The sequence below is a fragment of the Neisseria blantyrii genome, assembly GCF_962747855.1.
Classification (GTDB): domain Bacteria; phylum Pseudomonadota; class Gammaproteobacteria; order Burkholderiales; family Neisseriaceae; genus Neisseria; species Neisseria viridiae.
In genome coordinates, this window is the sequence record NZ_CAUIZY010000008.1 from 37,932 (window position 1) to 49,756 (window position 11,825).

At 46.6% G+C, this 11,825-nt stretch carries 16 protein-coding genes; 3 read left to right on the forward strand and 13 right to left on the reverse strand.

All coding sequences use genetic code 11. The features are described from left to right. The first annotated feature begins 21 nt into the window (after positions 1 to 21). From Q9J80_RS07715 to Q9J80_RS07725, 3 genes are all read left to right on the forward strand, one after another. Positions 22 to 2,859 (forward strand): valine--tRNA ligase, encoded by a 2,838-nt coding sequence (locus tag Q9J80_RS07715; RefSeq protein ID WP_301911798.1) that lies wholly within the window; start codon positions 22 to 24, stop codon positions 2,857 to 2,859. A 250-nt stretch (positions 2,860 to 3,109) separates the two neighbouring features. Further along, positions 3,110 to 3,295: an enterochelin ABC transporter gene (locus Q9J80_RS07720; protein WP_301673872.1), complete on the forward strand. Its 186-nt coding sequence runs from the start codon at positions 3,110 to 3,112 to the stop codon at positions 3,293 to 3,295. A gap of 79 nt (positions 3,296 to 3,374) precedes the next feature. Next, a complete protein-coding gene (locus Q9J80_RS07725) occupies positions 3,375 to 3,839 on the forward strand; it encodes a hypothetical protein (RefSeq protein ID WP_301673871.1) in 465 nt (154 codons plus the stop codon). Between the two features lie 90 nt (positions 3,840 to 3,929). Here Q9J80_RS07725 and oxyR read toward each other — a convergent pair whose 3' ends face one another. The 13 genes from oxyR to rplO all read right to left on the reverse strand — a co-directional run bounded on the left by oxyR (position 3,930) and on the right by rplO (position 11,825). After that, a complete protein-coding gene (gene oxyR / locus Q9J80_RS07730; protein WP_003749828.1) occupies positions 3,930 to 4,850 on the reverse strand; it encodes a LysR family transcriptional regulator OxyR in 921 nt (306 codons plus the stop codon). A 3-nt stretch (positions 4,851 to 4,853) separates the two neighbouring features. After that, complete coding sequence (gene minE / locus Q9J80_RS07735) at positions 4,854 to 5,117, reverse strand: cell division topological specificity factor MinE (RefSeq protein WP_003749826.1); 264 nt, start codon at positions 5,115 to 5,117, stop codon at positions 4,854 to 4,856. Positions 5,118 to 5,120: 3 nt separating this feature from the next. Beyond that, complete coding sequence (gene minD / locus Q9J80_RS07740) at positions 5,121 to 5,936, reverse strand: septum site-determining protein MinD (RefSeq protein WP_301673870.1); 816 nt, start codon at positions 5,934 to 5,936, stop codon at positions 5,121 to 5,123. A 28-nt stretch (positions 5,937 to 5,964) separates the two neighbouring features. Further along, the gene (gene minC / locus Q9J80_RS07745; protein ID WP_118792941.1) at positions 5,965 to 6,678 is read right to left on the reverse strand and encodes a septum site-determining protein MinC; all 714 of its coding nucleotides are present in this window, start codon (positions 6,676 to 6,678) and stop codon (positions 5,965 to 5,967) included. 146 nt (positions 6,679 to 6,824) lie between these two features. Next, complete coding sequence (gene rplQ, locus Q9J80_RS07750) at positions 6,825 to 7,193, reverse strand: 50S ribosomal protein L17 (protein WP_003713265.1); 369 nt, start codon at positions 7,191 to 7,193, stop codon at positions 6,825 to 6,827. A 23-nt stretch (positions 7,194 to 7,216) separates the two neighbouring features. Continuing rightward, positions 7,217 to 8,203, reverse strand: coding sequence for a DNA-directed RNA polymerase subunit alpha (locus tag Q9J80_RS07755; protein ID WP_301673869.1), 987 nt, complete (start codon positions 8,201 to 8,203; stop codon positions 7,217 to 7,219). A gap of 25 nt (positions 8,204 to 8,228) precedes the next feature. Next, the gene (gene rpsD / locus Q9J80_RS07760) at positions 8,229 to 8,849 is read right to left on the reverse strand and encodes a 30S ribosomal protein S4 (RefSeq protein WP_003749818.1); all 621 of its coding nucleotides are present in this window, start codon (positions 8,847 to 8,849) and stop codon (positions 8,229 to 8,231) included. Positions 8,850 to 8,868: 19 nt separating this feature from the next. Further along, positions 8,869 to 9,264, reverse strand: a complete 396-nt coding sequence (rpsK, locus tag Q9J80_RS07765) for a 30S ribosomal protein S11 (protein ID WP_002216249.1) — start codon at positions 9,262 to 9,264, stop codon at positions 8,869 to 8,871. A gap of 19 nt (positions 9,265 to 9,283) precedes the next feature. Beyond that, positions 9,284 to 9,646, reverse strand: a complete 363-nt coding sequence (gene rpsM / locus Q9J80_RS07770) for a 30S ribosomal protein S13 (RefSeq protein ID WP_002215453.1) — start codon at positions 9,644 to 9,646, stop codon at positions 9,284 to 9,286. A 65-nt stretch (positions 9,647 to 9,711) separates the two neighbouring features. Further along, positions 9,712 to 9,825, reverse strand: coding sequence for a 50S ribosomal protein L36 (gene rpmJ / locus Q9J80_RS07775; protein ID WP_003697674.1), 114 nt, complete (start codon positions 9,823 to 9,825; stop codon positions 9,712 to 9,714). 20 nt (positions 9,826 to 9,845) lie between these two features. Beyond that, on the reverse strand, positions 9,846 to 10,064 hold the full coding sequence (infA, locus tag Q9J80_RS07780) for a translation initiation factor IF-1 (RefSeq protein ID WP_002215452.1): 219 nt from the start codon (positions 10,062 to 10,064) through the stop codon (positions 9,846 to 9,848). A gap of 4 nt (positions 10,065 to 10,068) precedes the next feature. Further along, positions 10,069 to 11,379, reverse strand: coding sequence for a preprotein translocase subunit SecY (gene secY / locus Q9J80_RS07785; RefSeq protein WP_301673868.1), 1,311 nt, complete (start codon positions 11,377 to 11,379; stop codon positions 10,069 to 10,071). 11 nt (positions 11,380 to 11,390) lie between these two features. Then, positions 11,391 to 11,825 (reverse strand): 50S ribosomal protein L15, encoded by a 435-nt coding sequence (gene rplO / locus Q9J80_RS07790; RefSeq protein WP_301673867.1) that lies wholly within the window; start codon positions 11,823 to 11,825, stop codon positions 11,391 to 11,393.

The window sequence follows — 11,825 nt, forward strand, 5'->3', positions numbered from 1 at the left end:
TCTTATTTCTCAGGGCTTCATATGTTAGACAAATACAATCCCGCCGAAATCGAATCCAAACACTATCAAAACTGGGAAACCCAAGGTTATTTCCAGCCCGATATGGATTTAACCAAACCGTCTTTCTCCATCCAACTGCCGCCGCCGAATGTAACCGGCACGCTGCACATGGGCCATGCCTTCAACCAAACCATCATGGACGGCCTGACCCGCTACTACCGCATGAAAGGCTGCAACACCGCCTGGATTCCCGGCACAGACCACGCGGGCATCGCCACGCAAATCGTGGTCGAGCGTCAGCTTGCCGCGCAAAACGTGTCCCGTCATGACTTGGGGCGCGAAAAATTCTTGGAAAAAGTGTGGGAATGGAAAGAAGTTTCCGGCGGCACGATTACCCAACAAATGCGCCGCGTGGGCTGCTCTGCCGACTGGACGCGCGAGTATTTCACGATGGACGACGTGCGCGCCGAAACCGTAACCGAAGTGTTCGTGCGCCTGTATGAACAGGGCTTGATTTACCGCGGCAAACGCTTGGTGAACTGGGATCCCGTGCTTGGCACGGCAGTGTCTGATTTGGAAGTGGAAAGCGTGGAAGAACAAGGCTCTATGTGGCACATCCGCTATCCGCTGGCCGACAATCCTGCCGAAGCCGTTATCGTGGCGACCACCCGTCCCGAAACGTTGCTGGGCGACGTGGCCGTTGCCGTCAATCCCGAAGACGAACGTTACACCCACTTAATCGGCAAAGAATTAATCCTGCCGCTGACCGGCCGTACCATCCCCGTGATTGCCGACGAATACGTTGAAAAAGACTTCGGCACCGGTTGCGTGAAAATCACGCCTGCACACGACTTCAACGACTATGAAGTCGGCAAACGCCACGACACGCGCCTGATTAATGTGTTCGATTTGGAAGCCAAAGTGCTGGCAAACGCCGAAGTGTTCAACTTCAAAGGCGAAGCGCAATCAGGCTTTGCCCTGCCTGAAAAATATGCAGGTTTAGACCGCTTTGCCGCGCGCAAACAAATGGTTGCCGATTTGCAGGAACAAGGCTTGTTGGTCGAAATCAAAGCGCACACGCTGATGACGCCAAAAGGCGACCGTACAGGCTCAGTGATTGAACCTATGCTGACCAGCCAATGGTTTGTCGCCATGTCCGCCACGCCAAACGGCGGCGAACCTGACAGCGAATACAAAGGCTTGAGCCTCGCAGACAAAGCCAAAAAAGCCGTCGACAGCGGCGCAGTGCGCTTTATCCCCGAAAACTGGGTCAACACTTACAACCAATGGATGAACAACATCCAAGACTGGTGTATTTCGCGCCAACTGTGGTGGGGGCATCAAATCCCCGCGTGGTACGACAACGAAGGCAATGTGTACGTCGCCCGCAATCAGGAAGAAGCTGAAAAACAAGCCGGCAAAACAGGCTTGACCCGCGAAGAAGACGTATTGGACACATGGTTCTCCTCCGCGCTCGTGCCGTTCTCCACGCTCGGCTGGCCGTCTGAAACCGACGAACTCAAAGCCTTCCTGCCGTCTAACGTCTTGGTAACCGGCTACGAAATCATCTTCTTCTGGGTGGCGCGCATGATTATGATGACCACCCACTTCACCGGCAAAGTACCGTTTAAAGACGTGTACATCCACGGCATCGTGCGCGACCACGAAGGCAAAAAAATGTCCAAATCCGAAGGCAACGTCATCGACCCCGTCGATTTGATTGACGGCATCGACTTGGACAAGCTGCTGGTGAAACGCACCACCGGTCTGCGCAAACCCGAAACCGCGCCGAAAGTGGAAGAAGCCACGAAAAAACTCTTCCCAGAAGGCATTCCGAGCATGGGCGCGGACGCATTGCGCTTCACCATGGCGAGCTACGCCAGCCTCGGCCGCAGCGTGAACTTCGACTTCAAACGCGCCGAAGGCTACCGCAACTTCTGCAACAAAATCTGGAACGCCACCAACTTCGTCTTGATGAACACCGAAAACCAAGACTGCGGCTACGGCGCAACCGCCACCGAACCGCGCGGCTATTCCTTCCCCGATATGTGGATTGTAGGCCGTCTGAATCAAACCATCGAGCAGGTTACGCAAGCCTACGAAACCTACCGCTTTGATTTGGCGGCAGAAACCCTGTACAGCTTCGTGTGGAACGACTATTGCGACTGGTATTTGGAACTCGCCAAAGTGCAGCTCCAAACCGGCTGCGCCAGCCGCCAGCGCGCCACACGCCATACCTTATTGCGCGTACTCGAAGCCGCCCTGCGCCTGCTGCACCCGATTATCCCGTTCATTACCGAAGAACTGTGGCAAACCGTCGCTCCTATGTGCGACGCGAAAACCGCCGACAGCATCATGCTCGCCCGCTTCCCCGAAGCTGACGGCGGCGATATTGTTCAGACGGCATTCGAGCAAATGACCGTGTTGCAGGATTTGATCGGCGCCGTCCGCAACCTGCGCGGCGAAATGGGCATCCAGCCTAATGTCAAAGCTCCGCTGTTTGTCGAAAGCGCGGACGACTTGGCGGACTACCTCAAATACCTGCCGATGATGACCCGCCTGACCGAAGCACGGCAAGTCGCCGCCCTGCCCGAAAGCGAAGACGCGCCCGTCGCCGTCTGCAACGGCGCGCGCCTGATGCTGAAAGTCGAAATCGACAAAGCCGCCGAAACCGCCCGCTTGAGCAAAGAAGCCGAGAAGCTGCAAAAAGCCTTGGACAAACTCAACACCAAACTCTCCAAACCCGGCTACACCGAAAAAGCCCCGGCGCATCTGGTGGAAAAAGACAAAGCCGATTTGGTGGAATTGGAAGACAAAATGGCAAAAGTGCAAACTCAGTTGGCGAAGTTGAAAGACTGATTTGATTGAATAGACAAGGCCGTCTGAAAACCTGAAACCAGAGTTTTCAGACGGCCTCATCAAAAGGAAATCAAATGATGGACTTCATCGTGCCTATATTGTTCGTCGTAGCCATCGTCGTACTTCATCGTGTTTCCTTTTCGGTTGAACCCCGCCCTTTAGGGCGGTAGAATCAGACTTTATTTGGGAGGGGCGTAACCTCTTCCAAATCAGGGCAACACATAGGGCGGTGCTTTATGTGCCGCCCTGTGTGTTGAAACATATTCATACCTGCTTTACCGAAGCCGTCCACCTCAACAAATGGCGGTCGTGGCTGATTATTCTACTGTTGATTCTGACCGGCACTTGGTTTATCTACTTCGTCAGCCGTACCGCACTGATAAAGTTGGGTGTCCGGCTGGCACTGATTGCAGGTCTCGTGATTTATATTTCTTAAACGTCCGCCTGCAGTAAAATACCCGCAAAGGCCGTCTGAAAAATGTTTTTCAGACGGCCTCTTTTCAAAAAGGAAATAGATGAAACGCTTTATTCTGCCGATGCTTTTATCCGCAACAACCGCCACGGCTTCTCCGATTGTCGGTACATGGCATTGCATCGGTACTGATGAAAATGTTCAAGGGGATACCAAAATCGAATATCTTCCAAATGGCAGCTTCCGTGGCGACGCTAAGCTCAAAGTGGATGATGACGGCAATGTCTTGGCATACCGTGTTGTCGGCTCAGGGAAATGGCGTTTTGCGAACAATACCTTAACCCAAAGCCAAATCAAGTACAGCGAAGTTTCACGACTTCACAGCCCTGAAACATTGGCATGGTTGGAAGAATCAGAAGACGGCCAATTCTTGGAAAGCATGATATACACCGGATTGGTCGCGCAGATGGACAAAGCCGGAAAAGATGAAGTGTATCAACTGGATAAAACAGGAAAATTGGTGTCTGAAGGCGGAACTTCCCGTGAGGTATGTACGAAAGTGAAATAAAAAACGATTGCAGGTCAAATCGGTTTGCCTGATTGACGGCAGAGATAACAAATGCCGTCTGAAACCCGTTTCAGACGGCATTGCCCGCGCCTAGTCGTGGATAAAACTTACCCCGTGAAGCTGCGACTGCATAATCGCCGCCTTCATCGCCGACAACGCCTTCGGACGGACAAAATTGCGGCGGTACGCCAATACGACCCGCCGGCTTGGCGGCGTACCCTCAAACGGAATAATGCTGAACAGCATATGATCGTTCTCGGTCAGTGCGGTTGCCGGCAACACGCTGATTGCCAAACCGCTGGCGACCATATGGCGGATTGTATTGATCGAGCTGCCCTGCAATGTATTGGTCAGCCCCTGTATGCGCTGTTTCGCCGCCAATTCGGAACAGCTTGAGAGTACCTGATCCCGCATACAGTTGCCTTCCGTCAGCAGCAAAACCTGCTCCTCACCCAGCATCCGAGGCGAAACGGCATCCAGTTCCTCAAATGAATGCCCTTTCGGGACAATCACGAAAAACGGTTCGTCATACAAGGGTTCGGTAACAATGCCCGGCTCTTGAAACGGTTCGGCAACGATAATCGCGTCAACGTCCCCGCGTTTGAGCGACTCGGTCAAAGTATGCGTGTAATTCTCTTCCAACATCAAAGGCATTTTCGGTGCAGTACGGCGCAACGAAACAATCAATTTCGGCAACAGGTACGGCGCAACCGTAAAAATCAGCCCGAGTTTGAACGCACCCTCCAGCTCGTTTTGTTCTTCATTTGCCAAATGCCTGATAAGCTCCGCCTCTTCCAATACCTTACGCGCCTGTGCAACGATACGTTCCCCCGCCTCGGTCGTAATAATATCGTTGCTGCTACGGTCAAACAAAGAGACGGCAAGCTCTTCTTCCAATTTCTTAATGGCAATAGACAAAGTGGGCTGGCTGACAAAACAACGCCGCGCCGCCCTGCCGAAATGACGTTCTTGGGCGACTGCGACGATGTACCGCAATTCGGTTAAGGTCATGTCCTATACCTTTTTCTGTTCCGGCAAAGTAATGTTCAACTCAAGCACATCCATACCATCCTGCTTTTCTTGGGAAATACGGATATTGTCTAATGAAACATTCACATATTTGGACAGGACTTCCATCAACTCTTTACGTAAAGTCGGCAGGTAATCCGGAGCCTGACCTTCTTGGGCGCGCTCTTGGGCAATGATGATTTGAAGGCGGTCGCGGGCAACGGTTGCCGTTTTCTGCTTTCTGCCGAATAAAAGTTCGATCAATGACATACCTTATCCTCCGAACAGACGTTTGAAGAAGCTTTTTTTCTCAGCTTCCAAGAAACGCATTTCACGGTTCTCGCCCAAAAGACGGGCAATAACGTCCTTATATGCCTCGGAAGCCGCTACGCTGTCCTGATGGATGACCGGTTCTCCGGAATTGGATGCCTGCAAGACGTTTTGGGATTCGGGAATCACACCCAGCAAAGGAATACGCAGAATATCGCAAATATCCTGTACAGACAGCATTTCGCCTTTTGCCACACGTTCGGGAGAATAACGCGTAATCAACAGATGTTCTTTAACCGAACCGCCTTGCTCTGCCTTAAGGGATTTGCTTTGCAAAATTCCCAAAATCCTGTCGGAGTCACGCACACTGGAAACCTCAGGATTGGTCGTTACAATGGCTTCATCAGCAAAATACAACGCCATCAATGCACCCTGCTCAATACCGGCGGGAGAGTCGCAAATAATATACTCAAAACCCATTTTCTTGCCGGACAGCTCCTGCATCACTTTTTCGACACCCTCGCGTGTCAAAGCGTCTTTATCCCGAGTCTGGGAAGCCGGCAAAATAAACAGGTTTTCACAATTTTTATCTTTAATCAAAGCCTGGTTGAGTGTCGCCTCACCCTGAATGACATTGATCAGGTCATAAACGACACGACGCTCGCAACCCATAATGAGGTCGAGGTTACGCAAGCCCACATCAAAATCAATTACCGCCGTTTTATATCCGCGTAATGCCAAACCTGTCGCAATACTGGCACTGGTAGTCGTTTTACCGACACCGCCCTTACCTGAAGTTACTACAATAATTTTTGCCACAATATTTCCTTTTTAAAATATCAAACAATTACTCTGAGCCAATTGCACTGATAACCAACCGGTTATCCTGCAACAATATCTGTACCGGCTGCTTGTGCAGATGATCCGGCAAATCCTGTTCAAAATTACGGTAAATCCCCGCGACAGAAACCAACTCCGCCTGCATGGAGTGGATAAATATGCGGGCAGAAGTATCGCCTTTGGCACCGGCCAAAGCACGCCCCCTCATCGGCGCATAAATATGTATATTGCCATCCGCAATCAATTCCGCCCCCTGACTGACCGCCCCTGTAACAATCAAATCGCCATCTTCGGCATAAACCTGCTGACCGGTACGGACAGGGGATGTAATCAATACTGTTTTCCTTGCTTTCTGACCATCCTCCGTTTTCTGCACCTCAACCTGACCCAGTTCTTTAACATTTTCCGAATGAGACAGACAAAACAGCAAATGATACTTCATAGCCACAGCAGCCCAACGTTCATCAGAATGCTTCAGACCCAAAATTTGCATACCATGCCTTGAAAACAACGAAACCAATGCAGCAAGATCCAAAGACTCGGGATAATCAAACTCTTGAACATCCAGAACAAATGGAACAACACCAGACTCTTGAAACTTCTTGCCCAATTTGACCAGTACATCTTCCAAATCAAACAAGTCTGATGTATGCAAAGATATAGACAATACGTCCATCTTTGTCGACTTTATATCGAAGGCATTCATCATATAGACCATCATAGAATTTTTTAATGATATAAGTTTACCGCGCAAACCTTAGCTATTCAATTAATATTTTAAACATGATAGCCAATACCCTATTACCTATCAGATATTGCAAAAATAACGCCACCTGCTTTTCGGCAGATGGCGTTATATGACTAAAATTACTCAGCAACCGGTTTGTCAACCAATTCAACCAGTGCCAGAGGTGCATTATCACCTTTACGGAATCCGTATTTCAACACTCGAACATAACCACCGTTACGAGCAGTAAAACGAGGACCCAAATCGCCAAACAGTTTTACTACAACATCACGGTCGCGAGTACGGTCAAATGCCAAACGGCGGTTTGCCAATGACGGTTTTTTACCCAATGTAATCAATGGCTCTACTACACGGCGCAATTCCTTGGCCTTAGGCAGAGTTGTTACAATAGTTTCGTGAGTCAATAATGAATTCGCCATATTACGCAGCATTGCAGCACGATGACTGCTGGTACGGTTTAATTTGCGATTGCCATTACGATGACGCATATCAATTATCCTTTAATTCTTCATTAAGGCTTTTCCAAGCCTACAGGTGGCCATGCTTCCAACTTAGAACCCAGTGTCAAACCTTTAGATGCCAATACTTCCTTAATCTCATTTAAAGATTTACGTCCCAAATTCGGCGTTTTAAGAAGCTCGGTTTCAGTGCGTTGAATCAAATCGCCAATATAATAAATATCCTCAGCTTTCAAACAATTAGCTGAACGTACTGTCAATTCCAGATCATCCACCGGACGCAAAAGAACAGGGTCGATAGGAGGTGCTTTTTCTTCAACCTCCTCCACAGGAGTACCCTGCAAATCAGCAAAAATAGACATCTGATCAATCAAAATACGTGCCGCACTGCGTACAGCTTCCTCAGGATCAATAGAACCGTCGGTTTCGATATCCAAAACCAACTTATCAAGATCCGTCCGCTGCTCTACACGTGCAGGTTCAACCTCAAAGCTAACACGGCTGATGGGCGAAAAACTCGCATCCAACTGGATTGCACCAATCTGACGGTTCTCATCACGAACTACCTGACGACCTGAAACAGATTGATAACCACGACCTTGCTCCACTTTAATTTCCATCTCAATTTGACCGTTATCAGCCAAATGACAAATGACATGACCAGGATTCAGAATTTCTACATCATGCGGCAACTCAATATCACCGGCAGATACGACACCTGAACCTGATTTCTTCAACACAAGTTGAACTTGGCTACGACCATGGAGTTTAAACACAATACCTTTAATATTCAGTAAAATGTCAACAACATCTTCCTGAACACCATCAACAGTAGAATATTCGTGTAATACACCGGCAATAGCTACTTCAGTAGGAGCAAAACCATTCATGGATGACAGTAAGATACGGCGCAAAGCATTACCTAAGGTATGACCGAAACCACGTTCAAATGGCTGCATAGATACTTTTGCACGAGTTGCAGAAAAAGTATTTACATCAATTTGACGAGGTTTCAAAAATTCGGTTGTGCTATTCTGCATTTAACTGTCCCTCACTGAGCTAGCATTATTTAGAGTAGAACTCTACCACCAGCTGTTCATTAATATCACCGGTCAATTCCGAGCGATCCGGCATGTTTTTGAACACACCCTCAAGTTTATCTGCATCTACAGAAACCCAACCCGGCAAGCCGATTTGAGTTGCCAAACCCAATGCTTCTTGAATACGCACCTGTTTTTTGGCTTTTTCACGAACTGAGACAACATCACCAGCTTTCACTTGGAAAGAAGGAATATTGACAACTTGTCCATTTACAGCTATCGCCTTATGAGAAACAAGCTGTCTTGCTTCAGCTCGGGTAGAACCGAAACCCATACGATAAACGACATTATCCAAACGAGATTCCAGCAATTGCAACAGCAACTCGCCAGTAGAACCTTTACGACGATCAGCTTCTGCGAAATAACGACGGAACTGACGTTCTAATACGCCATAAATACGGCGGATTTTTTGTTTTTCACGCAACTGCAAACCATAGTCTGACAAACGCGGTTTTTTTGCACCATGCTGACCAGGAGCGGAATCAATTTTACATTTAGAATCCAAAGAGCGGCGCGCACTCTTCAAAAACAAATCCGTACCTTCGCGACGTGCCAACTTACATTTAGGGCCAATATAACGTGCCATGTTTCAAATCACTCCAATATTAAATACGACGTTTTTTAGGCGGACGGCAACCGTTATGAGGCAACGGGGTAACGTCAGTAATGCTGGTAATCTTGAAACCAAGAGCGTTTAAAGCACGTACAGAGGATTCGCGACCAGGACCTGGACCTTTAATACGAACCTCTAAATTTTTAACGCCATACTCTTGGGCAACTTTACCAGCTGCTTCTGCTGCAACTTGTGCTGCAAATGGTGTACTTTTACGAGAACCTTTAAAACCAGCGCCGCCAGAGGTAGCCCAAGACAACGCATTGCCTTGACGGTCAGTGATTGTAATGATGGTATTGTTGAAAGATGCATGAACGTGCACAATACCCTCACTCACGGTTTTACGTACTTTTTTACGTACACGTGAAGCTGTGTTTGCTTTAGCCATTAATAAAATTCCTTAAAATTTATTTCTTACCAGCAATCGCTTTACGCGGACCTTTGCGGGTACGCGCATTTGTACGAGTGCGTTGACCGCGGCATGGTAAGCCGCGACGATGACGGAAGCCACGATAGCAGCCCATGTCCATCAATCGCTTGATACTCATAGTTACTTCACGACGCAAATCACCTTCTACTTCATACTTGGCAACTTGATCACGTAAAGCATCTAATTGAGTCTCGTCCAAATCTTTTGCTTTAGTATCAGGCGCAATATTTGCAGCCTCACAAATCAATTTAGCACGAGTAGCACCAATACCGTAAATAGCCTGAAGACCAATTACGATGTGTGCGTTATTAGGGATATTTACCCCTGCAATACGAGCCATATTTTTTCCTTTTTAGGGCAAAGTGTGTCACTATATCACAGAATCACATTAAAAGAAATATTCCATTAACCTTGACGCTGTTTGTGACGGGGATCAGTACAAATTACACGAACTACACGATTTCGACGAATAATCTTGCAATTTCGGCAAATTTTCTTAACAGATGGTTGTACACGCATTTTATTTTCCTTTTATTGGTTTATCTTGCTCTGAAAACAATTCGAGCCCTAGTTAGATCATAAGGTGTCAGCTCTACTGTGACCTTATCTCCCGGAGAAATACGAATGTAATGCATCCGCATCTTCCCAGAAATATGACCCAATACAATATGGTCATTCTCAAGTTTTACTTTAAATGTTGCATTAGGTAAAGTTTCAAGAATTTCACCTTGCATTTGGATAGTATCTTCTTTCGCCATAATTCTATTTCCGAGAAAATGATTTCATTTCTGAACGAGTCATTAACTTATCATACTGTTGAGTAAGCCTATACGAATTTATTTGTGTACTAAAATCCATCGTTACAACAACTAGAATCAACAAAGACGTGCCACCCAAATAAAAAGGTACATTTAAAACCGTAGTTAAGAACTCTGGAATTAAACAAATAGTTGTAATATAAAGAGCTCCAAACAATGTCAAACGTAATACAACTTTTTCTAAATACCTAGAGGTCTGCTCACCAGGTCTAATCCCAGGAACAAAAGCACCACTCTTTTTTAAATTCTCTGCCATTTCTTTAGGGCTAAAAAACAAAGCCGTATAAAAATAACAAAAGAAAATAACTGTCGCTGCAAATAAAGCCATATACAGCAATTGACCGTGTTGTAACAATCCAGCTATTTTGTGCAAAACACTATTTGTATCAGCCGAACCAAACCAACCTAAAAGAGTAGATGGAAATAGAATAATACTGGAAGCAAAAATTGGGGGAATAACACCAGCCATATTCAACTTGAAAGGCATATGCGTATTTTGACTCCCCACCCTACCATTAAACTGGCGTTTTGCATAATGAATAGGAATCTTCCGCTGTGCGCTTTCAAAGTATACAACCAAATAAATTAATAATAAGGCACCAAATACAATAAGCAACGCCGTAAGCATGCTCATAGAACCTTGGTTCGTCAGTGTAACCAGCTTTGCAATACCCGAAGGAATACCTGAAGCAATACCTGCCGTAATAATTAAAGAAATACCGTTCCCGATACCCCTTTCAGTAATTTGCTCCCCAAGCCACATAAGAAACATGGTTCCCGTTACCAAAGAAACTACCGTGGAAACATGAAACTCAAATGAACTTGTTACAACAACTCCTTGCTGAAATACGAAAGATGCAACACCTAGACTTTGAAGAATTGCTAACAAAACAGTACCATACCTAGTATATTTCGTAATTACCTTTCTACCAGCCTCCCCTTCTTTTTTTAAAGCCTTCAATGATGGCAAAATTTCAGAAGCGAGCTGTACAATAATAGAAGCTGAAATATATGGCATGATTCCTATTGCAAATATACTAAAGCGCTCTAACGACCCACCGGAAAACATATTCAACATTCCCAGGATGCCGTTTCCAGCGCTTTCGTATAATTTAGCTAAAGCAACAGCATCAACTCCAGGTACGGGTATATGGGCACCAATTCGAAAAACAATCAATGCTCCAAATAGAAACAAAAGACGTTTCTTAAGATCTCCAAACTTGGATAAACCTGATGACGTTTGTTGATTAGCCACAATATTAAACCTTACATTTCAATCTTACCACCAGCAGCCTCGATAGCAGCTCTCGCACCTTTGGTAACTTTAATACCCTTCAAAGTAACTGCCTTAGAAATTTCACCAGAAGCAATAACTTTAACATTAGAGACTGTAGATGCAATCAGACCTGCTTGCTTTAAGACCAAAATATCAATCTCATTAACAGCAATTGATTCCAGTTCACTTAAACGAAGCTGTGCATTAGCTGATGCTGTTAAAGATTTAAAACCTCTTTTAGGGAGGCGTCGTTGCAAGGGCATTTGACCACCCTCGAAACCCACCTTATGAAACCCACCAGACCGGCTTTTTTGACCTTTATGACCACGACCACCTGTTTTACCCAAGCCGCTACCAATACCACGGCCTACACGACGACCAGCATGCGTAGCACCCTCAGCAGGTTGAATAGTATTCAAAAACAT